22 protein-coding genes are annotated in these 23,334 nt (G+C 60.4%); 10 read left to right on the forward strand and 12 right to left on the reverse strand.

Going from position 1 to position 23,334, the window contains the following annotated elements:
- The first annotated feature begins 254 nt into the window (after window positions 1-254).
- The 10 genes from KF814_04720 to KF814_04765 all read left to right on the forward strand — a co-directional run bounded on the left by KF814_04720 (window position 255) and on the right by KF814_04765 (window position 10,189).
- Entirely contained in the window at window positions 255-1,541 is a 1,287-nt protein-coding gene (locus tag KF814_04720; protein ID MBX3235433.1) for an ABC transporter substrate-binding protein, read from the forward strand.
- Entirely contained in the window at window positions 1,538-2,449 is a 912-nt protein-coding gene (locus tag KF814_04725; GenBank protein ID MBX3235434.1) for a sugar ABC transporter permease, read from the forward strand. The genes KF814_04720 and KF814_04725 overlap by 4 nt, the downstream gene beginning before the upstream one ends.
- A complete protein-coding gene (locus KF814_04730; GenBank protein MBX3235435.1) occupies window positions 2,446-3,261 on the forward strand; it encodes a carbohydrate ABC transporter permease in 816 nt (271 codons plus the stop codon). The genes KF814_04725 and KF814_04730 overlap by 4 nt, the downstream gene beginning before the upstream one ends.
- Window positions 3,262-3,388: 127 nt before the next feature.
- Window positions 3,389-4,468, forward strand: a complete 1,080-nt coding sequence (gene ugpC / locus KF814_04735; protein MBX3235436.1) for a sn-glycerol-3-phosphate ABC transporter ATP-binding protein UgpC — start codon at window positions 3,389-3,391, stop codon at window positions 4,466-4,468.
- A gap of 125 nt (window positions 4,469-4,593) precedes the next feature.
- Window positions 4,594-5,640 carry a DnaJ domain-containing protein gene (locus KF814_04740; protein ID MBX3235437.1) on the forward strand — a complete coding sequence of 349 codons (1,047 nt, stop codon included), beginning with the start codon at window positions 4,594-4,596 and terminating at the stop codon, window positions 5,638-5,640.
- A 22-nt stretch (window positions 5,641-5,662) separates the two neighbouring features.
- Window positions 5,663-6,307, forward strand: a complete 645-nt coding sequence (locus KF814_04745) for an NAAT family transporter (GenBank protein MBX3235438.1) — start codon at window positions 5,663-5,665, stop codon at window positions 6,305-6,307.
- A gap of 26 nt (window positions 6,308-6,333) precedes the next feature.
- The gene (locus tag KF814_04750) at window positions 6,334-6,939 is read left to right on the forward strand and encodes a hypothetical protein (protein MBX3235439.1); all 606 of its coding nucleotides are present in this window, start codon (window positions 6,334-6,336) and stop codon (window positions 6,937-6,939) included.
- Window positions 6,940-6,970: 31 nt separating this feature from the next.
- Entirely contained in the window at window positions 6,971-7,330 is a 360-nt protein-coding gene (locus KF814_04755; protein ID MBX3235440.1) for a PepSY domain-containing protein, read from the forward strand.
- A gap of 182 nt (window positions 7,331-7,512) precedes the next feature.
- Window positions 7,513-9,186, forward strand: coding sequence for a dihydroxy-acid dehydratase (ilvD, locus tag KF814_04760; protein MBX3235441.1), 1,674 nt, complete (start codon window positions 7,513-7,515; stop codon window positions 9,184-9,186).
- 82 nt (window positions 9,187-9,268) lie between these two features.
- Complete coding sequence (locus KF814_04765) at window positions 9,269-10,189, forward strand: hypothetical protein (GenBank protein ID MBX3235442.1); 921 nt, start codon at window positions 9,269-9,271, stop codon at window positions 10,187-10,189.
- 46 nt (window positions 10,190-10,235) lie between these two features.
- On the opposite strand, the gene KF814_04770 is transcribed toward KF814_04765, so the two are convergent.
- The 12 genes from KF814_04770 to KF814_04825 form a co-directional block, all read right to left on the reverse strand.
- Entirely contained in the window at window positions 10,236-10,760 is a 525-nt protein-coding gene (locus tag KF814_04770) for an ester cyclase (protein MBX3235443.1), read from the reverse strand.
- 103 nt (window positions 10,761-10,863) lie between these two features.
- Window positions 10,864-11,100 carry a CDGSH iron-sulfur domain-containing protein gene (locus KF814_04775; protein MBX3235444.1) on the reverse strand — a complete coding sequence of 79 codons (237 nt, stop codon included), beginning with the start codon at window positions 11,098-11,100 and terminating at the stop codon, window positions 10,864-10,866.
- 61 nt (window positions 11,101-11,161) lie between these two features.
- The gene (locus KF814_04780) at window positions 11,162-11,536 is read right to left on the reverse strand and encodes a hypothetical protein (GenBank protein ID MBX3235445.1); all 375 of its coding nucleotides are present in this window, start codon (window positions 11,534-11,536) and stop codon (window positions 11,162-11,164) included.
- A 17-nt stretch (window positions 11,537-11,553) separates the two neighbouring features.
- Entirely contained in the window at window positions 11,554-12,057 is a 504-nt protein-coding gene (locus KF814_04785) for a DoxX family protein (GenBank protein MBX3235446.1), read from the reverse strand.
- Between the two features lie 356 nt (window positions 12,058-12,413).
- Window positions 12,414-13,958 carry a sigma 54-interacting transcriptional regulator gene (locus KF814_04790; GenBank protein MBX3235447.1) on the reverse strand — a complete coding sequence of 515 codons (1,545 nt, stop codon included), beginning with the start codon at window positions 13,956-13,958 and terminating at the stop codon, window positions 12,414-12,416.
- Window positions 13,959-14,116: 158 nt separating this feature from the next.
- Window positions 14,117-15,241: a transglutaminase domain-containing protein gene (locus tag KF814_04795; protein ID MBX3235448.1), complete on the reverse strand. Its 1,125-nt coding sequence runs from the start codon at window positions 15,239-15,241 to the stop codon at window positions 14,117-14,119.
- Between the two features lie 162 nt (window positions 15,242-15,403).
- On the reverse strand, window positions 15,404-15,805 hold the full coding sequence (locus KF814_04800; GenBank protein ID MBX3235449.1) for a TraR/DksA C4-type zinc finger protein: 402 nt from the start codon (window positions 15,803-15,805) through the stop codon (window positions 15,404-15,406).
- Window positions 15,806-15,916: 111 nt separating this feature from the next.
- Window positions 15,917-16,663, reverse strand: coding sequence for a hypothetical protein (locus tag KF814_04805; GenBank protein ID MBX3235450.1), 747 nt, complete (start codon window positions 16,661-16,663; stop codon window positions 15,917-15,919).
- Window positions 16,664-16,768: 105 nt separating this feature from the next.
- Window positions 16,769-18,022, reverse strand: a complete 1,254-nt coding sequence (locus tag KF814_04810) for a tetratricopeptide repeat protein (protein ID MBX3235451.1) — start codon at window positions 18,020-18,022, stop codon at window positions 16,769-16,771.
- Window positions 18,023-18,256: 234 nt separating this feature from the next.
- Entirely contained in the window at window positions 18,257-20,272 is a 2,016-nt protein-coding gene (locus KF814_04815) for a Gfo/Idh/MocA family oxidoreductase (GenBank protein ID MBX3235452.1), read from the reverse strand.
- A 97-nt stretch (window positions 20,273-20,369) separates the two neighbouring features.
- The gene (locus tag KF814_04820; protein MBX3235453.1) at window positions 20,370-21,371 is read right to left on the reverse strand and encodes a response regulator; all 1,002 of its coding nucleotides are present in this window, start codon (window positions 21,369-21,371) and stop codon (window positions 20,370-20,372) included.
- A gap of 5 nt (window positions 21,372-21,376) precedes the next feature.
- Entirely contained in the window at window positions 21,377-23,230 is a 1,854-nt protein-coding gene (locus KF814_04825; protein ID MBX3235454.1) for a PAS domain S-box protein, read from the reverse strand.
- Window positions 23,231-23,334: the final 104 nt, after the last annotated feature.

The following is a 23,334-nucleotide window of genomic DNA, read 5'->3' on the forward strand; positions in this document are numbered from 1 at the left end:
CTAAAACAGGAAGACCTGAAATAGTATGGTTTTCGTCATATGCGCATGATTCGCATGTCGCGACTTTCAGGTTCAACCGATGTGATGCACTTGTTTCGAGAAATACGACGGCTCATACCGCGGCATTTTGCATCGTCTCCCCCGAGTGTGTATAAGCTGGAAAGGTGATACAACGGACTGCATCCCCTCAGCACCACTCCGAATCCAGTACCGGCCGCGCGGCGAGATTTCGCTCCTTGGCTGTGCGCCTGTTGATGCTGCTGGTGCTCACCACAACTGAGTTCTTGGCTGCCACTGCCGGCTTGGCGGAGACTGCGGGCAGTTCGACGCCGATTACCCTCCGTTTCGTCTCCTGGAAGCCCGATCATCCCCGTGTCTGGGATGAAGCGATCACTCGTTTCATGCAGGCATATCCTCAAATTCGAGTGCTTCGGGAGTTGGCCCCCCACAGTTCCACCGCGTATCACGACCTATTGACGCAGAAACTAAAGAACCACGACGAGACCGTGGACATCTTCTTCATGGACGTGGTGTGGGTCCCGGAGTTTGCCGCGGCCGGCTGGACCCGCCCGCTCGATACGGAATTTAGGCCGGAAGAACGCGCGGAATTTCTCCCTGCCACCATTGCCGTCGGAGAATTTGGAGCTCACATCTACGGGGTGCCGAGCCGCATCGATGCGGGACTCCTCTACTACCGAGCGGACCTGTTAGCCAAGTACGGCTTTAGGCCGCCTGAAACCTGGGAAGAGCTCATTCGGCAAGCAGACGCCATCACCGATGGGGAACGCAGAGAGAACCCGACCCTGCGCGGCTATTCGGCCCAGTTCAAACAATACGAAGGCCTGGTCTGTAACATGTTGGAGTTCGTAGACTCCCACGGCGGCACCCTCCTGACCGCGGACGGATCGCGCGCGACCCTCACGTCACCGGAGGCGCTTGCCGCCACGGCGTTCGTGCGCGAACGACTGATCGGCTCCGTAGCCTCTCGCGCGGCGCTCACCTACCAGGAAACCGAATCGCTCGCGCTGTTTCTGCAAGGCCATGCCGTCTTTCATCGCAATTGGCCCTATGCCTGGGAAGTGACCAACAACCGGACCCGCTCGAAAGTCGCCGGGCTGGTCGGCGTGGCCCCATTGCCAGGATTCAGTCGAGGACGCCATGGCGCCACTCTCGGGGGCTGGCTCTATGGGATCAGCGCCTATTCACAACATCCGGCCGAGGCCTGGCAGTTCATCAACTTTCTGTCGACGCCGGCCATGCAACGCTGGTTCTCCCGAGAGGCCGGCATCGCGCCTTCACGGCGATCGTTGTATGACGATCCCGAGTTGCTTGCCGCCAACCCTCAACTCAGAAATCATTTGCACGTGTTGCAATCGGCGGTACCGCGGCCGAGAACCCCTATCTACCCCGCGCTATCCCACCTCCTGCAGAGCTATTTCAGCCGCGCCCTTTCACTGGAGGAGTTCGACCTGCCGCGAGAAGCTGCCGTTACGGACGCGCAAATCAATCGATTGCTCACCTTCACCAAGGCCGGCCCATGAACACCGCCGGCGCCGACCCCAGACAAAGGGACCGGATCGCGGCCTGGACGATGGTGGCGCCCGCCCTCCTCGTGACCGGGCTGTTCGTGCTGTACCCGGTCATGGACTCGCTGTGGCTGAGTCTGCACCGCCTGTTCGTGGGTGTGCCGTCGCTGGGCCAACCGTTCGTCGGGCTGGACAATTACTTGGCGCTGCTTCGCGATCCCATGGCGCATCATGCCTTTGCCGTCACCTTGGCCTACGTGGTCCTTTCCACCCTGTTCGAGTTACTCTGTGGCCTCGGCATCGCGCTCGTGATCCACGAGCGATTTCGTGGCCGCGGGCTGGTCCGCGCAGCCATCCTCATTCCCTGGGCCATTCCAACCGTCGTTGCCTCGCAACTCTGGCGTTACATCTTCAACGATCAATACGGCTTCGCCAACTTGTTGTTGTTCGGAGACCGATTGAACGAATACGTGCCCTGGTTGGCCTTCCCGGGCATGGCCTTCGCGGCGATCGTGCTGGCGGACGTCTGGAAAACCTCGTCCTTTGCGGCGCTGCTGATCCTGGCCGGACTCCAAGTCATTCCCGACGACGTCTACGAGGCGGCGAGAGTCGATGGCGCGAATCTGTGGCAACGGTTCCGCCACATTACATTGCCGCTCCTGAAACCGGCGCTGCTGCTGGCGCTCTTGTTCCGCACCATGGATGCGTTCCGCGTGTTCGACCTCGTCTTCGTCATGACGCAGGGCGGTCCAGGCGACGCCACCCAGGTACTGCAATTTTACGGGTATCAAACCCTCTTCACCGAAGGTCGACTCGGCGAGGGCTCGGCCATTTCCGTGGTCGTGTTTCTGACGATTCTGTGCCTTTCGTTGATCTATCTACGTGCGATCGGCTCGTCACTCGTGGAGCGACGACAGCCATGAATCGGCGCATGCTGCTCATACTCGGTATCGTACTCACGGTGGGAGTGAGCCTCCTGCCGTTTCTCTGGTTCGTGTCGGCGTCGTTCAAGTCTCAAGCTGAGATCGAGGCGGCCCCTCCGACCTGGTGGCCCTCCGGCAGTTTGGGATTTTATCGCAGCGCCCTCATCGACCATCACCTGCTCGACTATGTCGCCAACAGTGCCATCGTGGCCGGATCAACGACCCTGCTGGCTTTGGCCATCGGCATTCCCGCCGCCTACGTCCTGGCGCGTCTTCCTCTGCCCGGCAAAGGCGCCATCATGGCGCTGCTGCTCTGCATCTCCATGTTTCCACAAATGGCAATCGCCGCTCCGCTGTGGCGGCTGCTCGATTCGATTGGAGGCCTCAACCGCCATTGGGGCGTCATTCTCCCCTACACGGCCCTCACGCTCCCGTTGGCCATCTGGATTCTTGCCAGTTTCTTCAGGGAGCTGCCGGCCGAACTGGAGGACGCCGCCCGCGTCGACGGCTGCGGACCCTGGACCACGTTGTGGCGCATCATGTTGCCGCTGGCCTCGCCCGGCATCTTTACGGCGGCGATCTTGATCCTGATCTATGCCTGGAACGAATTCTTTTTTGCGCTGCTGATCCTGACCCAACCGGAGCGGCAGACCCTGCCGGTCGGCATTGCGCTGTTTCAGGGAGAGTTCACGATGCCCTGGGGCGAGTTAGCCGCTGCATCCGTCGTGGCTACGTTGCCGCTCATTCTCGTCGTCTTGCTCTGTCAGCGGTGGATTATTAGCGGGCTATCGGCCGGCGCCGTGAAAGGATGACAGGATGCCCAAGACGAACGACGAGGGGTGTAAGACGGAAGACGCGAGACGTGGCATGATGCGGCCAGTATGCCAGCATGTGCCGAACGAACTTTGAACCGCCGGTCGGACAAGAGTGACGTCGTCTATGGCTCAGCTTGAACTGCGTTCCATCTCCAAGTCGTTTCGCAAGGTCGAGGTCCTGCGCGAGATCTCGTTGCGGGTACCGGACGGCTCGTTCACGATTCTCTTGGGTCCGTCCGGCTGCGGCAAGTCGACGCTGCTGAGGATCATCGCGGGGTTGGATGCGCAAACCTCCGGCCAGGTCATGATCGACGGCAAGGCCGTCGACGCGCTGGCCCCGGCCGAGCGCGATATCGCAATGGTATTTCAACAGTACGCGCTCTACCCGCACTTATCGGTGCGGGAGAACATGGCCTTCGCGCTCAAAATGCGCCGCGCGCCTCGGCAGGTGATCGAGGAGCGCATCGCTGAAGCGGCGCAGCTGCTCGACATTCAATCGCTCCTGGATCGAAAACCACGGGAACTTTCCGGCGGCCAACGCCAACGCGTCGCAATGGGCCGAGCCATCGTGCGGAAGCCGAAGCTCTTTCTTTTTGACGAGCCGCTCTCGAACCTTGATGCCCAACTACGCACGACGATGCGGGTCGAGCTCAAGAAACTTCAACAGCGGCTGCGTGCCACGATGGTGTACGTCACCCATGACCAGGTCGAAGCTATGACGTTAGGCGACCAGATCGTCGTCCTGGAAGGCGGCCATGTTCGACAAGTCGATCCGCCGGATCGCCTCTACGGGGAGCCGGCCAATCCCTTCGTGGCCTCGTTCATCGGCACGCCGGCGATGAATCTGTGGGAAGGGCAGATCGTCGAGACTTCGGGACAGTCGGTCTTTCGGACGGAGGGCTTCGAGATCCCACTGCCGGCGGGGCTGCACATTCACAAGGGGCTACAGGGCTCGTCGGCGACCCTGGGCATACGCCCTGAGGATATTGTGATGGAGCCATCGGCCGGAGCGCTGGCCCTGGAGACGACCATCGAACTGATCGAGGATCTGGGCGCGGATCTCCTGCTGCATGGGCGCATCGGCCCCCTGGGGATCTCGGTTCGCACCGGCCGCCACACTCCAATCGCATCGGGCCAAGCGGTGCGCCTCTACGTGCCGACTGCCAAACTGCATCTGTTTCAAGAAAACCGCCGTGTCCCGTAAACACGGTGTCCTCTTGACTGCCCGCCCGACTCCCTTATCTAAGAGAGTATGATGATGCGCGAAGCCCGCTTTCGCTTGCATTGCTCCAGGAGACCCCGTAAGCTGCCGAAAGGATTGCACTCTTGATGGCGACCTCCCAACGCGACTACTACGACATCCTCGGTATCCCCCGCAGCGCCTCGGCCGACGACATTAAGAAGGCCTTTCGACGTCGTGCGCGCGAATACCATCCCGACCTCCATGCTGGGGCTAAAAAGTCGGAGATGGAGAAGAAATTCAAGGAATTGAACGAAGCGCACGAGATCCTGTCCGACCCCGACAAACGGAAGAAATACGACCAGTACGGACACAACTGGGAGAACGCTGAGGCCTACGAACGGGCTCGCCAGCAAGCCGGCGCCCAACCGGGCTGGGCCGGCACCGGTGCGACCGGCGGTGGAGGATTCGGCGGGAGCGGCGGCGACTTCGGCGACATCTTCGAAACGTTTTTCGGCGGTCGCAGCCGGGGCAGTTCGACGGGATTCCCCGTCGACGGCGAGGACCTGGAAACCGACGTTGAGCTCACCGTCCGCGATCTCCTGACCGGCGTCAGCAAACGCGTGGAACTCTCGGAACGGATTACCTGTAAAGCGTGCGAGGGAAAGGCCGTAGTCCGCGGCCGCCCCTGCGTCGTGTGCGGCGGCTCCGGCACCCAGATCGACAAACGCAAGATCGAAGTGCGAATTCCGGCCGGAGTAGAGGATGGGACGCGTGTCCGCATCGCGGGCAAGGGCCAGCCAGGCATCAACGGCGGGAAGCCAGGAGACCTGTATCTACGAGTGCAACTCGAACGGGACGGAGTGTTTCGCCAGAAGGGCTCCGATGTGCACGTCACTCTACCGGTCTGGCCTTGGGAAGCAGCCCTCGGCGCCGAGGTGATGGCCCCCACCTTGACGGAACCGGTCAAAGTGAAGATCCCGGCAGGGAGCAAGTCCGACAGCAAGCTGCGGCTGAAGGGAAAGGGATTGCCGACCTCAAGCGGTCAACATGGCGACCTGTTCCTCAAGCTCAAGATCGTGATGCCGCAACACCTGTCGGAAGAGGAACGCGCCCTGTACGAACAACTCCAGCGGTTCCACCATACCGATCCGCGAGCGGACGTCTTGGCCGCCGCCCGACGCAATTCGACCTGACCCGACAGACAGGCCGTTCGCCATGCAGATCCTCGAATACACCCTGTTCGCCTTCAGCTCGCTGTTCGTGATCGTCGACCCGGTCGCGGCCGTGCCGGCCTTTTTAGCCATGACCCCGCGGGACTCGATCGCGCAGCGCCTCCGGACAGCCCGGGTGGCGTCACTGGCGGTCGTCATCGTACTGTCGGCCTTCGCGTTACTCGGCCAATCGATCCTGAAAACCCTCGGAATCACGCTCCCGGCCATCCAAGTTGCCGGTGGCCTCGTACTATTGTTGGTGGCACTCGACATGCTGCGGGCACAGCGCTCGAGCGTCCAAGAGACCGCGGAAGAAACCGCGGCCGGAACGACCAAGGACGATATCGCCATTACCCCCTTGGCCCTTCCCATGCTGGCAGGTCCGGCGGCGATTTCGACCGTCGTCTTGTTGGAAGCCCAGGCCAAGAGCCTGGCCGAGCGCGCAGCCTTGTTGGGATGCCTTGTACTGATCGGATTGGCGAGTTACAGTATATTAGCGATCGCGGCCACGGGCGCAAAGTGGCTCAACCCCATCGCGGAACGCATCATCTCCCGCCTGATGGGGCTGCTGCTGTCCGCTCTGGCTGTCCAATTCATGTTCAACGGGCTCAAAGAAGTCGGACTGATACCGCAAGTCGCCACGCACTAACGCTCACAAACCCGAAGGAGGAACGAATGACGACGAAGCTCTTCACATTTGCCACGGCCTCTGCAATCGCCTGCGCCTTGACCCTGTCCCCGGCCTGGGCCAACTACGAAGGCGGGCACGGCGGCGGCGGATACGGCAAGGGCGGTCATGCGATGGGCGCAGGCATCATGGAAATGATGATGCACGGCGGCGCCGGGCACCTCATCCGCCACCTGCTGAAGCATGAAAAGGAAATCGGCCTGTCTGCCGAGCAAGTCGCCAAACTCAAGGACATACAGCTCAATCTCGACAAGACCCGCATTAAGATGGAGGCCGACGTACAGGTCGCCGAGCGCGAGTTGAAGGCGTTGACGGACGATGAGAAATCCGACCTGGGCGCGATCGAAGCCAAGCTGAAGCAGAGTGCGGACCTGCAAGTGGCCCTCCGCATGGTCTCGATTAAGACGCGCCGGGAAGCCCTCGGCGTGTTGACCGCGGACCAGCGCGCGAAGGAAAAAGTCGAGCATGAGAAGGCCATGCAGCAGCACAAGAGCATGGGCAAGGGTGCTCCGCAGGGCAGCAACCCCCATGGCAGCTCCGGCGTAAACCCGCACGGCGCCAACCCCCACGGGCAGGCGGCCCCCCAGCAGTAACGGACGACTTATCGTCGAAGGGAGGATGACTATGTTCAAGCAGGTTGCCATGAGTGCCCTCGCCGTCGGCGCCCTCTGCCTCGTCACCACCCCCGCCTGGAGCGATAAGGGCTCCAAGGGCAAGCACAAGGACGAGGAATGCAACGTCGCGGAACTCATCAAAGACGCCAAGGTCACTATCGACCAGGCCATCAAAACCGCGATCGAGAAGGTTCCCGGGACCGCCGTCGAAGCCGAGATCGAAAAGAAGCACGACAAGACGGTGTGGGAAGTGGAAATCCTCGGGGCCGACGGCAAGATGACCGAAGTCCACATCGATGCCGCCACCGGCGACGTCATCGACACCGAAGCGAAACACGAGAAACACGACAAGAAAGAGAAGAAGCACTAAGTCCCTCCGTACCGGGCGGGATCGAATCGATCCTGCCCGGTCGTTCCCTTTCGCCTCTCCCATTCTCCTCCAAATACCCCAGCTTCCCGCGCCGATTGACCCTTTACGGGATTCTGTGAGAAAGTTTGCCTCTTCGCCGATCGTTGCGAAGGCACATTGCTATTCCCTATAGAGGACTGACCATGACGAGCAATCCGAAACACAAAAGCCACGACCTTACCGATGGACCTGGACGGGCCCCTGCCCGCGCGATGTTGAAGGCCGTCGGGTTCACCGATGCCGACCTGGAACGCCCGCTGATCGGCGTCGCCAACACCTGGATCGAGGTGATGCCCTGCAACTACCACCTGCGCCGCCTGTCCGAGCGAGTGAAGGCCGGCATCCGGGCCGCGGGGGGAACCCCGATCGAGTACAACACGATCGCCGTCTCAGACGGCATTTCGATGGGTACCGAGGGGATGAAGGCCTCGTTGATCAGCCGTGAAGTGATCGCGGACTCGATCGAACTGGTCGCGCGCGGACATCTGTTCGACGGCGTGGTAGCCCTCTCCGGCTGCGACAAGACCATCCCCGGCACCGTGATGGCATTGTGCCGTTTGAACATCCCGTCGCTCATGCTCTACGGCGGTTCGATCATGCCGGGACAGTTCCAGGGGCACGACGTGACCATTCAGGACGTCTTCGAGGCGGTCGGCAAACATGCGTCCGGCAAGATGACCAACGCCGAGTTGAAAGACTTGGAAGACCATGCCTGCCCAGGCCCCGGAGCCTGCGGCGGCCAGTTCACGGCTAATACGATGGCGATCGCCTTTGAGTTCCTCGGCATCTCGCCGATGGGACGCAACGGCATCCCCGCCATGGATCAAAAGAAAGACGATGTGGCCTTCGAGACCGGGAAGCTCGTCATGGAGCTCCTGAAAAAGGACGTCCGGCCGCGCCAGATCATCACCCGTCGTTCGATCGAGAACGCCATTGCCGCCGTCGCCACGACCGGCGGATCGACCAACGCCGTGCTCCACCTGCTCGCGGTGGCGCGCGAAATGGGCGTGCGGCTGACGATCGATGACTTCGACAAGATCAACCGCAAGGTGCCGTTGCTGGCCGACCTCAAGCCGGGCGGACGGTTCATGGCATCGGATCTGTTTGCCGCAGGCGGCACGACGCTGGTCGCCAAGCGATTGATCGACGCCAAGATTCTCCACCCCGATCAAATCACGGTGACTGGCAAGACGATCGGCGAGGAGGCCAAGTCCGCGCAGGAAACAGCGGGGCAGCAAGTACTGCGGCCCATCTCAAACCCGATCAAGCCCACAGGCGGCCTGGTCATTCTCAAGGGGAACCTCGCGCCGGAAGGCTGTGTGGTAAAGGTCGCAGGCCATTCCATCATGCATTTCCGCGGCCCGGCGAAAGTGTACGATCGTGAGGAAGACGCCTTCGCCGCCGTGAAGTCCGGCAAGATCAAGGCCGGCGACGTAGTGGTGATTCGTTATGAAGGGCCTTCTGGAGGCCCCGGCATGCGAGAAATGTTGGGCGTCACCGCCGCCATCGTCGGGGCAGGACTCGGCGATTCCGTCGCGTTGCTGACCGACGGCCGGTTCTCCGGTGCCACGCATGGCTTGATGGCAGGCCACGTCTCGCCGGAAGCGATCAAGGGCGGACCGATCGGTGCGGTCAAGAACGGCGATATGATCACCTTCGACATCGCCAAGCGAAAATTGGATGTCGAACTCAGCCAGAAGGAAATCGCCTCGCGCCTGAAGAAGGTCAAGCATCCCGCCCCGCGCTATCTCTCCGGTGTCATGGGGAAATATGCGCGGCACGTGTCATCGGCCTCGGAAGGCGCGATGACCAATTGACATGACACGTTAGACGGTAGACGTGTCGCGCGTGTTATTAGACAGCGCGGGACACGCGGACAACACCACCTTGAGGACCGTGATGCGGCAATTCGTTCAGCGACTGCTTCGCATCACGGTCCTCGGTTTGTGTAACTTCCTCGCGCATTCTCCCGCCCAAGCCGCTGAATCAGCGGTGCCCCCCTGTATCGATTGGCAGACCCGCCATCCGGAGTGGCTCTGGTGCGACGATTTCGAGAGCGATCGCCTCGAGAGTTATTTCGAACACGACATTCGGCACGGACGCTTCGTAAGAGAAGGTGGCGTCGGCACCGACGGATCAGCCGGCATGCGCGCCGAGTACTTACCCGGCGATCCTCATGGCGGGTTTCTTCATGTCGCGTTTGGCCGCACGCCGAGCCCCTATATGAAGCCGGTCGACGCAGGCACCGCCCGTTACCGGGACATCTACTGGCGCTTCCATCTCCGGCTTCAGCCCGGCTGGACCGGGGGTGGAGCCGATAAGCTCACCCGCGCAACGATTCTTTCAAGCGATCGGTTCGCGCAAGCCGCGATCGGCCATCTCTGGAGCGGCGCGCCACCCGACTCGGACCCAATCCGGCTCTACATCGATCCCGCATCGGGCACGGACGAGTTCGGGACCCTACGGACGACCACCTACAACGACTTTCCACGCCTCCGGTGGCTCGGAGCCGCCGGCGGCTCGACGCCGCTCTTTTCGGACGCCAACGCCGGCCGGTGGTTTTGCATCGAGGTGCACATGAAGCTCAATTCCTCCACCGAGGCGGACGGCCTGCTCGAATATTGGATCGACGATCGGCTCGAAGCCCAACGCAGGGGAATCAACTGGATCGGCGGGTATTCGGACTACGGCATCAACGCAGTATATCTGGAAAACTATTGGACCAGCGTGCCGTTCTCGAAGATCCAGGCACGCTACTTCGACAACTTCGTCGTGTCGACGCAACGGATCGGTTGTAGAGCAGGCGAACCGGGGCCGTAGCCGCCTGCCGCCACCCTGTCCACAGTACCGGAGTCCCCTCCTCGGCCTACCGGCCCACCCCCAATTGCTTCATGTACTCAGCGTTGTCCCAAAAGAGATGCTCCTCGGCAATGCACCCGTTCTTCCACTTGGCAACCATTGCCATCGGCAACTTGACCGTCTTGCCCGTGGGAGCAATGGTCTTCCCATCGGGCAAGGTCATCGGCTCAGAGAAGGTCGCTTCTAAGATCCCTGTCGTGACCGTCCATTCTCCGGAGCCGAACGCGATAGGATGCGCGGTGATGCGGCTGTCGGGCGCGCCGTTGAACAGTCCCTCGATATCCTTCACGTGCGGTTCGATGCCCTGTGTCGTTCGGCCATCGGGAAACACCACCTTCACATCCGGACAGTGAATCTCTCGAAACAGGGTCATGTTCTTTCGCTCGCTGTAGGCCTCGAAATCGAGCCGATCAAAGCGCGTGAGATTGGCTTGCGCGTGATCATCGACTCCCTTGTTGGATTCCGCAGCTTGCGGCACTCCCGGAGATCCGAATGGAAGTGCCAAGACGAAGATCGCGCATGTCCGCTTCATGACTCACCTGTTCGCTGGATGCCTTTCACATCACGTTCAAGGTCTCGGCGGCTGCGAGGGCGCCCTGCTCAGGTTCGACGGCACATCCATTCCACTCGCTTCATCAGAGTGTCTTGTGGGTCCCATCACAGAAGGGAGGATTCTTGGTGTGCTTGCACTGACACAAAGCCACCGTCTTCTTCTCGGTCATGGTGAACTCCATGGGGGTGAAGCTGGTCCCCTTGTGGGCCCCATCGCAGAACGGTTGATTCTTCGAACGTCCGCACCGGCACCAATAGTAGGTGCCCGGCTCCAACTCCATCACGACCGGCTGCTTGGCTGCAACGACTGGCTTTTCCATCCTGCTTCCTCCTGTCTGAATGATTGCGGCAATAGGTTTCGAACGATCGCACGTTACCTGTTCATATCGACAATGGCAACGAGGTCCTCTCGTCATCAGACTCGCTCTCGGCACTTGAGGCACGGGGCCGACGTCCCACGATGCCCCCTCCAATGACATCCTGCACGAGGGCCTGCATCAGACAGCCGGACACCTGAATCGTGACGCCCTGTCGATGCATCTCACCCAGAAGCCTCTTCCCCGCTTCATCGATGAATGTGACTTCCCGAAGGTCGGCGTGCTGGACTGCCCCCCCGGCTTCCTTCATCCGCAGCCAACAGGCCAACAGCTCCCCGACCCAGGGACCGACCAGTCGCCCGGAGAGGACGATGGTGGTCCCATGACCTGAATTCGACTGCGTGATCTTCAACATGGTCTGCCGAGCCTCCGCTGTCATGCTCGAAGCGGCTCCGATTACAACATCCGGAAGCCATACGCCGGCTTGCGTGCCTCAGTCGTACCGGACGCAGGCGCCTCGCTCAACCGGCGAGCGATCGCTCCGTCGAGCGACCACTTCCCACCGCCGATGATGGCTAACACCAGACTCATCGCTATCACGAGCAAGTGGTATTCAAACCCTTCCCCTTGCTGTTGGCCGAACCAGTTCATGAAGAATCCCTGCGGCCAATGCACCGTCGCGACCGCACCCGCCATGATCACGATGAAGCTGGCCGCCGTGAAGCGCGTCAAGAATCCCGCGATCAAACCGAGGCTACCGATGGATTCCCCGATGATGACCAAGAACGCGACCAACCACGGGAGCCCCATCTTCTGGGTAAAGAACCCCATCGTGCCTTCGTACCCAAATCCGCCGAACCACCCGAAGAGCTTCTGCGCTCCGTGGGCGAAGATCACGCTGCCCAACGACACCCGCAGAATCAACCCTGCCCATGACTCGTCCGTTTTAAAGAACCACATGTCGAACCTCCTTGTTGTTGGGATCACATGCGTGTCCCTGCGACTCGATGATGAACCAGTCCAGTCACCCATTCCTTTGCCAGTAGACCGACCATGATCAGAGGCAGGGCCAAAAGCATGCCGTACCACCAACCCCAGATCGTTCTATGATTCATGGCCTCACCTCCCGGTCCTGATGTCACGCTTGCCCATGATTACAGCAAGGGCTGTTCCACCTCACATCAGGTCGGGGATGCCTTGGCTAACTTATTGTTTTGGTTCTGAATTGCCGGAATAACTGAAGCGAATCTTGAGAGAGGACGAAGCGTGTGACGACGTGGAGCAGACGAGGGTTCGTCAGGTGACGAAGTGCATCGTCACGATCGTGGACGGGACAGACCGAGTTTCTTGATCTTCGACGTGAGAGTCGTCCGCTTGAGGCCTAGTCGCGCCGCGGCGCCGGTGGGTCCCCCGATCACCCACTGCGACTCTCGCAGCACTCGAAGGATCTGCTCGCGCTCGGCCTCGTGCAGGGTTGAGTTCGAAGGTGGCGGGGCGGCTTCGTCCAGTTTGAGTTCCCCGATGGGAACCTGTAGTTCCTGCCCCTGGCTGAGGATCACCGCTCGTTCGATCAGGTTCTCCAACTCACGGATATTGCCGGGCCACCGGTAGCGTGAGAGCGCCTCCAACACCTTGGCGGGAATCGTTTCGATCCGTTTCTTCATGCGGCCAGCATAGTGCTGGGCAAAGTAACGGACCAACACGGGGACATCTTCTCGCCGCTCACGCAGCGGCGGCAGGGTCACGGGAAACACGTTCAGACGGTAAAACAGGTCGCTGCGGAATCCCTTCTGGTCGACTAGCGCCGCCAGGTCCCGGTTGGTGGCTGCAACCAACCGCACGTTCACTCTGATGGTCCTGGTGCTCCCGAGGCGTTCGAATTCCTGCTCCTGTAGAACACGCAGCAGTTTCGGCTGCAATTCGAGCGGGATCTCCCCCACTTCATCCAAGAAAATGGTTCCACCGTCGGCCAATTCGAAGCGGCCGACCTTTTGCGCGATCGCTCCCGTGAAGGCGCCCCGTTCGTGGCCGAAGAGTTCGCTTTCCAACAAACCAGTCGGGATAGCCGCACAGTTAAGCTTTACGAACGTCCGCTCGCGCCGACCACTCAGACGATGGATCGCCCGGGCGATGAGTTCCTTGCCCGTCCCGGTTTCCCCTTGGATCAACACGCTGGAGTCAGTCGGAGCGACCACCTCCACCTGCGCCAGTACCCGCTTCAGCCCTGGGCTCTCACCGATGATATCCTCAAAGGCGCCTTCGCTGCGGATCTCTTCCTCCAGGTAGAGTTTCTCCTTGGCCAGTCGATCCTTGAGTTCGACGATCTGCTGAAAGGCCAAGGCATTCTCCACGGCCACGGCAACCTGCCGACCGACCTGCTGGAGAAATTCCAGATCCGCCTCCGAATAGGCCGCCTTCTTCAGACTGAGGAAACCCATCGCCCCCAACCGGCCGGCTGCCGTGGTCAACGGCACAAAACAAAAGGACTGGGTCCCATCTTCCGCCATTTGGGTAGTGACCAGGGGCCAGCGGCGTTCGCCGGCCAAATCCGAGACCAGCAAGGATCGCTGTGTCTTCCAGACCACCCCGGCAGGACAGTCGTCGACCGGTGATTCATGCCCGCCGACGAGGTCTGCCGGGACATTGGCTTGAATACTCTGCAACCTCATGCACTGTTTCACGGGATCGTAGAGAGAAAGGTCCAGAAAGTTGACCTGGACCACGAGGGGCAAACGCTGGGCAAGTTCACGCAGGAGTGGGTCGAGATCCCGATGGGCTGAGATCGCCTCGGCAACGCCCAGCAGCGCGTGATATTGGGCGGCAAGCCGTTCCCAACTCACTGCCTGCCGACCGTCCATCATAAGGGGTTCAGATGCCATGTCCGAGTCTATTGTGCGAGACTTGTTCCGGGAAAGCTACGGCAAGATAGTGCCCGAGACGCAGGCGAAGTACCAGCACTTTTCTGGGGTTACGGCGAGGAATTGAGACGGACAACGGGCCTGGGCAAGTCAGGACGAGGCTAGGGCTTGACTTGAGGCTTGGCCGCCGTGGTTCGCGGCAGGAATTGTAGGTCGATGTGATCGTAGACGAAATAGCAGGGTTCTCCGGATTGCTTCGGAACGACCGCCAAGGACAGAAGGCCGCCCGCCCCATTCAAGGGGACCTTCACATGCCGTTCTCCCTTGACCGGCAGGGACAGCTCTATCCGTTGCCGATCCGATTGCAACAGCAGCTTCCCCTCCGCACAGACGATACCGGTCAGATTCACGTCCAGAGACTCTCCCGCACCTGGAACTCGCAGGGCAACCGCCGTCGCGCCCAGTTCGGCGCTATTGTAATCCTGCACCACGCCCACGTAGTTCGGTCGGTTAGTCGGCTGAAAGCGCAGGCCCGTTCCCTGTCGTTCCGCAGGCAGCACGATCGTTCCTGCTTTGCCAAACAGCACGGACTTGTCCGCCGACAAGTATTCGAAGGGATCCAGATGCTGTTGCAGCTGAAGTTGATAGACCAGCGCGCTTTCGTTGGTCATGCGCCGGCGTTTGTTCGCCGGCAGCCGTTGGAGTTCTTCGAAGGAAAGGAGCCTCGTATAGAATGGCATATCCGCGCGATCCCGATCGGAGTCGAGAAAATAAGCACCCCAGGTAACGTCAAGATACCGCCACTTCCCCGCCAGCTTGACCTCCACCCCCACATGCGACATCGCCTGGCCCTTGGCGGTCGTCCAATAGAATTCCACGCTTCGGACCTGCAATCCGAGTCGATGCACCAGATCGATATAGACGGCCACCTGGTTGCCGCAGATGCCGGCGTTCGCCGACAAACAGGCCTCGACCGTCGTGGGTAAATCCTCCGGCGTCGCATGGAGGCGATATCCGTATTGCAGCGAACTGACCCGCTGTTGGACAAAATTCATCGCCGAGAGCGCGAGGGCGAATTCTCGCACCTGACGCACGTCGGTCCCGCTTGGCCACGGGACGTACTTGGAAACATACTCCGCATCCTGCTCGATCGTCTTGAGCGCCGACTCGACAACAGAGGTTGCAGCCGTGGCTGGTGCTTCTGCGCAAGCAGACGGAATGATCCCCGCATAGAGGCTCACCCCCAGCAGCAGGCACCCACACCACCATGAGAATTCGGCATTCATCGAACCGCTCCGGCGAAACAGACAGCAATTGCAATAGAGAAATCATAACAGGATGAGCTTCCGAGTCGAGGAAGATTACGAATCGAGCAAGCTGGCACGAACGCTAGGAGGACGGCTGAGAACGCCGTCAAGAAACGATGTCGAAGAGCAAACCCCGTACAGCTAAAGCGCGTCGGCCGAGAGGGTCTCCAGGCGCTCTTCGATGCAGGTAGCACAGAGGGTGGCGTCGGGCTGCTTCTGCAGCCTGGGAATCGCAATGTCACAACGGCAGACCCGACAGATGCCGTAGGAACGCGCTTGCATACAACTCAGCGCGCGGTCGATATCCCGCAATTCTGCGGAGGCCCGCTGGATCAGCAGATCTTCGAATACCTGTTCCTGACTGCAGCAGCGAAGATCGAGTGTTTCCGCCAGTTGGAACTGTTGACTCTGCAGAATCTGCAGTTTTTGGATTCTAGTCGCCAAGGCGAACCGAGCTTCATGCCACGTGCGTCGGAGGGCGGCAAGTTCGAGGCGACGGGACAGAGTCTGATCGAGGAGAGAAGTTTCTTCTAGGACTTCCATGCGACACCTCCATGCTAGGGACTGCTTCGAGAGTACCGCCCCCTCGTCACGGAGGTGTCAGGAAGATCTCAAGGCCGGGTTAACAGTCGTGAGAAGCCTTCGCCATACCGGTCATTTTCCACCGGCCCGGCCTCGGTCGATCACCGGCCCCCAACTGGGCTCCATGTCCCGACGGGCCGTCTCCATAAAGCGTTGTTCCGCCGCGCTGTCGCGGCTTCCCTTGGTGAGGGTGATGGAATGGACGGAGAAGTAGGCCGGAGTGCCCACCATCCGCAGATCCGCAATCACACTTTCTAACGGTCGTCCCCAAAACGCTTCAAAGTAGTGGGATTGAACGTCATCGGCAGCCTTGTCGTTCAGCACCATGGTGGAGGCACCGAGTTCATACTCGCCCATAAACGCGCTGGCCGAGGCGGTGACAAGAGTCTCGCTCTGTTTGACCAGCTCTTTGGGCAGCAGATACAGGGTAATCTCGCGTGTCTTACCGTACCCCTTTTCTCCGACCGTAAACGCCACAGCCGCATACCGTCCCGGCGGTAGGTTTTGAACGTAGGCTGTGCCGCCGCCCGCGCCGGACGCCGGCTTGACAATACTGGTCGGAATCAGTTTTGCCCCCTGAAACAGATCCTGCTCCCGATCCACTCTCACCAGGTATACGCGGTCTTCGCTCCCGGGAAGCCATTTGTCTGTCTTGATCGTAATCCCGACCGCCGCGCTCTGCTGGTCCACGGGCTTTGTAATATTGACCGGAGGGACAAACTCCCCGGCCAGGCGCTGGAACGGCTTCTTTGGTTTACTGGCACAGGCGACGGTCGTCAACAGCACAGCGGCAATGAATAGAACAAACACTCGGCTCATATACGATCTCCCTGGGTGGCCTCTTAGACAAAAAGAGGACACAGTGTAGGGAAATTGACGATGAGCCTCAATACGTACGATCGGGGGGGCCCGAGCGGGCCCCTTCTAGGGAGCTGGGGCCGGTTGGAGGTCTGATGCGGTCTTGCTCTTGCTTTGGCTTTCCTGGGATAGACGGCGGAGCACGATGGTGGCGCGTTCCTCCAGCCGTTCCGCCTCACCGGACCGCTGCCGGCGTCGCAACAGCGACGCGTAATTCTTGAGCGTTTTCGCAAACACTTCCTGGTCATACCCGCTCGACCGGTCAAAAATCGCGATGGCTTGTTTGTACAGGTCTTCTGACTGGTCCAGCCGATTCTCCGCTTGATAGAGGCCGGCGAGATGTCTCATCTCGCTGGCAAGCTGAGGATGGTCTGCGCCTTGCTGCTTCTCTCGAATAGAGATGGCCCCTTGGAACAACGGCTCGGCTTGGGAGTACAACCCTTGTGCATCGTACAGCTGCCCCAGCCGGCTCATGGCATCGGCCGTATCGACGTGGTCGCTGCCGATCGACTTCTTAAAGATCGAGATCGCCCGCTGATACAGTACCTCCGCCTGCTGGTACTGATTCTGCGCCTTATAGGTATCTGCAAGGTTGACGAGGTTCCTGGCCACGATGGGATGATTTGGACCGAACGCTTTCTCGTGAATGGTCAAGGATCGCTGATAGAGCGGCATCGCCCGGGGATGTTGCCCCTGCGCCTGATACATCTTGGCCAGGTTGTCGCGAGTGATCGCGGAAAGGCTATGCTCCGGTCCCGATCGCTTTTCGAGGATGGTCAGCGCCCGCTGGAGAATCGGCTCCGCGTCCGCATAGCGCCGCTGTTCCTGATACACGACTGCGATGTTGTTCAAACTCTCGGCAACCTTGCTGCTGTCCGCCCCGAAAACTTTTTCCCGAATCTCCCGCGCCCGTTGGTGGAGGGCCTCCGACTGGGTAAAGAGTCCTTGCATGCGGTAGAGTTCGCCCAAATCGGTCAGGCTGGCGGCGGTCTCCGCATGGTCCGGTCCGTAGACCTTCTCGCGGATGGCGAGCGCCTGCTGAAAGACTTTCTCTGCCTCGGCAAAACGGCCAAGATCCCGATTCACCTCGCCCAACTGTCCCAACGTCTCCGCCAAGCGCTTACCACCCGGGTCGATCGTTTCCGCCTCTTTTCGCGCCACGATATACTGCTCTTCGGCGTGGGTATAGTCGCCCGACCGGAGGGCGGCATTCCCCCGCTCCATTGCCATGAGCCAACGCTGATCTTCGGCACAGCCCGCAAGCGTAACAGCAGCAAGCGCACTCATGACAACGGTCTGCACGATGGTTCGGCGATCCATAGACACGATCCTATCTGGGAAAGAAGATGGTTGAGGTGTGTGGCCTTCGTTGCAGCCCGGCCGGGACGATTACCAGTACAGACTTACCCCGCGCAGCCACCTCAAATCAACCCCGTCGAGGCCAGTGGAGGTGGCGAAAGTAGCTTCCGTAACGAATTCAATCAGTTCTAAAACGTCCGTAAGGAAACCTGAAGAGATTTGCCGTGGGACTGCAGCATTATGCCGTGATGGAGGTCAGACGGCTCTGGGTGTTTCTTCCACGAGGGGCGCGAGTTTGGCGATTCCCGACGTGTCGTAGGGCAATACGCTGAACACCTTGGCAACATTGATGGCCGGCTTGCCGGGACGAAGAATCTTTTGCGCAAGCGTTGCGCACCAGGAGAGAGGAATCAGCACGAACGTCGGCAGCCACAGCACTGTCAGGTCAGGATTGGCTTTTCGAAGGTGATCCAACAATGCCTGCTTGGTGGGCGATACGGGATCGAGCAGATTCAGCGGACTCGGCACGCTGTCCCACTGATCGGCCATCCACGCCAAGAAGCGGCCGGAGAACCCCACATCCACCACCCCCAGCCGGTCACTGGATGAACCCACCGCCACAAAAATGTTGCCGAGCCGTTTGCCCAGGCGACCGGGGGGATCGAAATCGCGGTAATCCACCAGCGCACCGGGCCTCACGACTTTCACCGAGATGCCCAGTTCCTGCCCGAGACGCACCGCCAGCTTTTCCGACTCCAACTTCCCCCAGACATAGGGACCGGATCCTTTGCTGTCCGGCTCCAATGGATGGTCGTCGCCGATCGTGCGCCCATTGGCCTGCGCCAGCACCGCAAGACTGCTGACATGAACGAAATGTTTGATGCCCGCCGCCGCCGCGCCACGCACCATCTGCTCGGTGGCATCCAGCGAGTTGCGTTGATGCTCTTCCCACCCGCCGGCCGTTTCGGCCGCCGCATGGATCACCGTATCGACCCCCTTGAACAAGGAGGCCGGCGCACCGGAGGCCACATTGGCCACGACATACTCGGCGCCGGCGATGCGTTCCCAGGGAGAGGGATCCCGTCTGGCAACGATGCGCACCGGTCGGCCACGCTTCAGCAGCGACCGTACGATTTCTTTGCCCAAGAATCCCGTTCCACCCGTCACGAGGACGCCCCGACTCTCCACCGGTTTGGGCGCGGCGGCCGCAAGGGCCTTGGTCTCCGCAACTTTCAGCGCCTGGGCCACCCGGTCGCAAATGCGGACAGTCTCAAGCAGGCTTTCCGGCGACAGCGGCGATGCCGTGCCGGTCCGAACAGCGTCGTAAAACGCCGTAAACAATTCGGCCAACCCGGGGTAGCTGCGCTGGCTCTTGAGAAATCGATTCGCCATCGCGGCCGTCGTGCCGGTCAGTAGCTGCCAGGCTTGACGATAAGGAGCGAAGAGTTTGTCGATGCCGGAGGAACCGGGACCGATCGCCCGCTGGGTGGTGCTGCGGACATAGTCGGCAAACAGCGATCCGTTCTTGCCGATGACGCGCAGGTAGCTCTCCACCGGACGTCCCTCTAGCGTCACGATCAGCGTACCGGTCACCCCGCCCCGACGCACCAGGGCATGCACGGTCCCTGCTTGGCTGACTTCCATCGAGACAAGTTCGATCGGCCCTTCGCCTGCCAACTCCAGGACCCGTAATAGGAGATAGACCGGATGCGGCAGAATATCGAGCAACTGATGGTCCGCGCGGAGCACTTGGCGTCCCCCCGGAGCATGGCGGACGGTCCGGAACGAAAAGTAGCTTTCGACGTGTACGACCTTCCCAATCGAAGGCAGATAGTCGGCAAGCACCCGCGTGGGAGGTTCATAGAGCAGCTGATGGCCCGCGCAGACGAGCAGATGCTTGGATCGAGCATCGTCTAGAATCCGCTGCGCGTCCTCAACCCGTTCGGTAAAGGGTTTCTCGACGTAGATGTGACTGCCGGCCTTCAGCGCGAGCGCAGCCAGCGGAGCATGGGACGCCGGCGGGGTAATGATATGGACGACGTGCGGGCGTTCCGCCGCGAGCAGCTCCTCCGGGGTCTTATAACTCTTGATCCCCGGCACGATCGCGCGCATGGCCGCTTGGGCCGCATCCGAGGGATCGGCTACGGCAATGAGCTCTGCGCCGGGGCAACGAAGTATGGCCCGCGCATGGTGCTGGGCATGTCGCCCCGCCCCAAACAGCGCGATGCGAATAGGAGTCGCGTGGGGATGTGTGTGGCTCGGGTTGGTCACAGGCAGTCCTGACTTGCAGGACCACTATAGTCTATTTATTCGATTTCTAGAAGGGTTGTTGAAAAATTCACCGAGCCGGTTGTCGACCGCCCCCGCCCTACATATGATTGCCACCGCTGGGATCCGGGAAGCAGCGCCCCATACAATCCGGGCAGAGCCCGCCGTTGAACTGGATGGCCGAGCGCTCCGCGATAAACGTCGCCAAATCGTACCATTCGCCTGAGTGATCCGGAACGCGTTTGCACCAGGCGCACAGATTGATCACGCCCTGGGGCCGCCCCATGCGCTCCTGAACCTCGCTCAGCATGCGGCTCGGTTCGTCCTGGCCGCGACAGAGATGCCCGCCCGGAGGAATTTCATGGAATACGAGCACAGCCCCCAATACCGCTCCCCCGTCATCCGCCACCGGAGCGGCGCTGCCACGAATGCATCGTTGGGAACCGTCCTTCGAAACCAGGCGCGCTTCCTCGATCGTCACGATCCGCACGTCCATCATCGCATGAAGCGCCGGGTTTTCAACGTGCTGGATCGGCCCCTCCTGCTCGAAGCCCAACAGCGCCGTCAGGCTCATCCCGGAAGCCTCCTCCTGCTTCCATCCCGTGAATTGCTCCGCGGCGGGGTTCAGATAGGTCACGCGTCCATGGCGGTCCGTCGTCACAACCCCATCCCCGATACAACGCATCGTCGTCGCAATCCAGCGCAAACTTTCCCGCATGTGGCGATCGTGATGCGACCGGTGCAGCGCCAACTCGATCGTCGTTCGCAGTTCGTTGGGCTGATAGGGCTTGAGCATGTAGCCGGCCGGCGAAGTCACCTTGGCCCGCTCCAGCGTATGGTCGTCGGCATAGGCCGTCAAGTAAATCACGGGGACATCGCGGGTCCGTTGAATCTGGCGCGCGGTCTCCACGCCGTCCATCTTTCCCTTCAGCACGATATCCATGAGAATGAGATCCGGCTGAGACTCCCGAGCCTTGCGGATAGCCTCTTCTCCCGAAGTAGCCGTGGCCGGCACCTTATAACCCAGCCGCTGCAGGCTCAGCTGGATATCCTTGGCGACAACCGGTTCATCTTCTACGATCAAAATGTTGGCAGCGTTCATGTTCGTCACACCCTTTCTGAATACTGCAGCTGCTGGAACCGAATTTTCCATTCGGTGCCGGTGCCGCTGCAGAGCTCCGTCGTTCCGTCCAACTTCTCCGCCAGGAGGGTCACCAGTTCCAGGCCAAGAGAGTCGGGATTGTTGAGCACTCCGTCCTTTGGAATTCCAATGCCGTCGTCGCTGACGCAAAGCGAGAAGGTCCCGTCTAGGTGGTCTTGGAGCTCGATATGCACCTTCCCGCCGTTGTCGTCGATGAAGGCGTGCTTGAGACAATTCGAGACGAGTTCGTCGATGATCAGACCGCAGGTCAACCCGGTATCGATGTCGAACTCCACATCGTCCACGTTCAGTTCCAATACGATCACGTTAGGGTCGACGCCGTAGGATCGGAACAGGTGTCCCGTCAGCGTGCGGATATAATCGCCCATCTTGATCCGGGAGAGATCGCTCGATCGATGCAGCGTCTCGTGGAGCAATGCAATGGACGTGATGCGGACCTGGCACTCCCGGAACAGTTGGTTGACCAACGGATCTTTGATCGAGGCCGACTGCAGATTGAGCAAACTCGAAATGACCTGGAGGTTGTTCTTGACCCGATGGTGCACTTCGCGGAGCAGGCTTTCCTTTTCCTTCAGCGTCCGACGCAACTGGTCTTCCATTTCTTTGCGCTCGGTCAAGTCGATGCAACTCCCGATATACCCGCCGAAGCGGCCGTTGGCGTCGAACAGCGGTACGCCTGTGTCGATGATCCAGCGATATTCCCCGTCGTGACGCCGCAGCCGGTACTCAAGCGAGAAGGGCTGCTCCGACTTGAATGCATCCAAATACGATTCGCGACAGCGCTCCAGATCGGTTGGATGAATCCCCGTGAACCAGTTGTCACCAATCTCTTCTTGAAGCGTGCGCCCGGTAAATTCGAGCCATCGTTTGTTGACGAAGGTGATGTGCGTGTCCGGGCCCGCCATCCACACCATCACCGGCGCCGTGTCGGCCATCATGCGGAACCGCGCTTCGCTCTGGCGTAAGGCTGCTTCCGTACGTTTCTTCTCCGTCACGTCGCGCGCGATCGCCGAAGCCCCCATCACGGTCCCGTCCCCGTCCTTCACCGGGGAGATGGTCAGGGACACGTCGATGCGCTCCCCTTTCTTTCGTCGTTGCACCGTCTCCACATTGCGGACGTGCTCGCCCCGTGCGATCCGGTCCAGCATCGCCGGCACCTCGTCCAACCGATTCGGCGGACAGAGCACCGAGATCGAGCGGCCGATGACTTCTTCCGGCGGATAGCCGTAGACGCGCTCCGCGCCGGCGTTCCAACTTTGAATGATGCCGTTGAGCGACATGCCGACAATCGCGTCGTCGGAAGACTTCACGATCGCGGCCAATTCGGAAAGGGCCTCCGCCCGCAATTCTTCGAGTTCTTGGTTCGCCTTGGCCAGATCGGCCGTACGCTCCTGGACCTGCTGTTCGATGTCCTCGTTGATGCGCATCAACTCGGCTTCGTCTCGTTGACGGCGCAAGCAGAGCAACGTCGTGACCCAAATCACCATAAGCGCGAAGGCGCGGTTGGTCACCACGACCCACGTGATGGTCGCGATCGGCCCTCGGAATATGTCGAGCACCGTCACGGAAGACGCGAGCGCCGCCACCCAGAAGGTGAGCCGTGGGTGGGGAATTCTTGACGTGATCAACACCGGCGCGACGTAGAGCGTGGTGATGGTGAGTCCCAACGGCAACCACCAATCGATCGCAAAGATCGCCGCAATGATGGCCAGCGCCGCTCCAAGCACCGGGTAATGTCTGCGTTGAAGGCCGAACAGCATGGCGTAGGGTGTTGTCATCGTCTGCCTGACCTTGTTCATATTCTAGTTCCAGTATTGAGCAAGCCTCATGCCTTACGTGTTGTTTCAAGGTCGGGCGAGCCGAATGCGTAGGCTGCAGGAACCTCGAGTGACTCGAGGTGAAA

Source organism: Nitrospiraceae bacterium, assembly GCA_019637075.1.
Lineage (GTDB): Bacteria > Nitrospirota > Nitrospiria > Nitrospirales > Nitrospiraceae > JAHBWI01.

Excerpts from the sequence above, each read along its gene's own strand:
- KF814_04810 (MBX3235451.1), bottom strand. The coding sequence starts at position 18,022 with ATGGATCGCCGAACCATCGTGCAGACCGTTGTCATGAGTGCGCTTGCT.
- KF814_04755 (MBX3235440.1), top strand. The coding sequence starts at position 6,971 with ATGTTCAAGCAGGTTGCCATGAGTGCCCTCGCCGTCGGCGCCCTCTGC.
- KF814_04820 (MBX3235453.1), bottom strand. The coding sequence starts at position 21,371 with ATGAACGCTGCCAACATTTTGATCGTAGAAGATGAACCGGTTGTCGCC.
- KF814_04740 (MBX3235437.1), top strand. The coding sequence starts at position 4,594 with ATGGCGACCTCCCAACGCGACTACTACGACATCCTCGGTATCCCCCGC.
- KF814_04750 (MBX3235439.1), top strand. The coding sequence starts at position 6,334 with ATGACGACGAAGCTCTTCACATTTGCCACGGCCTCTGCAATCGCCTGC.
- KF814_04720 (MBX3235433.1), top strand. The coding sequence starts at position 255 with ATGCTGCTGGTGCTCACCACAACTGAGTTCTTGGCTGCCACTGCCGGC.
- KF814_04725 (MBX3235434.1), top strand. The coding sequence starts at position 1,538 with ATGAACACCGCCGGCGCCGACCCCAGACAAAGGGACCGGATCGCGGCC.
- KF814_04795 (MBX3235448.1), bottom strand. The coding sequence starts at position 15,241 with ATGAATGCCGAATTCTCATGGTGGTGTGGGTGCCTGCTGCTGGGGGTG.
- KF814_04825 (MBX3235454.1), bottom strand. The coding sequence starts at position 23,230 with ATGAACAAGGTCAGGCAGACGATGACAACACCCTACGCCATGCTGTTC.
- KF814_04800 (MBX3235449.1), bottom strand. The coding sequence starts at position 15,805 with ATGGAAGTCCTAGAAGAAACTTCTCTCCTCGATCAGACTCTGTCCCGT.
- KF814_04785 (MBX3235446.1), bottom strand. The coding sequence starts at position 12,057 with ATGTGGTTCTTTAAAACGGACGAGTCATGGGCAGGGTTGATTCTGCGG.
- KF814_04780 (MBX3235445.1), bottom strand. The coding sequence starts at position 11,536 with ATGACAGCGGAGGCTCGGCAGACCATGTTGAAGATCACGCAGTCGAAT.
- KF814_04730 (MBX3235435.1), top strand. The coding sequence starts at position 2,446 with ATGAATCGGCGCATGCTGCTCATACTCGGTATCGTACTCACGGTGGGA.
- ugpC (MBX3235436.1), top strand. The coding sequence starts at position 3,389 with ATGGCTCAGCTTGAACTGCGTTCCATCTCCAAGTCGTTTCGCAAGGTC.
- KF814_04770 (MBX3235443.1), bottom strand. The coding sequence starts at position 10,760 with ATGAAGCGGACATGCGCGATCTTCGTCTTGGCACTTCCATTCGGATCT.
- ilvD (MBX3235441.1), top strand. The coding sequence starts at position 7,513 with ATGACGAGCAATCCGAAACACAAAAGCCACGACCTTACCGATGGACCT.
- KF814_04765 (MBX3235442.1), top strand. The coding sequence starts at position 9,269 with ATGCGGCAATTCGTTCAGCGACTGCTTCGCATCACGGTCCTCGGTTTG.
- KF814_04790 (MBX3235447.1), bottom strand. The coding sequence starts at position 13,958 with ATGATGGACGGTCGGCAGGCAGTGAGTTGGGAACGGCTTGCCGCCCAA.
- KF814_04745 (MBX3235438.1), top strand. The coding sequence starts at position 5,663 with ATGCAGATCCTCGAATACACCCTGTTCGCCTTCAGCTCGCTGTTCGTG.
- KF814_04775 (MBX3235444.1), bottom strand. The coding sequence starts at position 11,100 with ATGGAAAAGCCAGTCGTTGCAGCCAAGCAGCCGGTCGTGATGGAGTTG.
- KF814_04805 (MBX3235450.1), bottom strand. The coding sequence starts at position 16,663 with ATGAGCCGAGTGTTTGTTCTATTCATTGCCGCTGTGCTGTTGACGACC.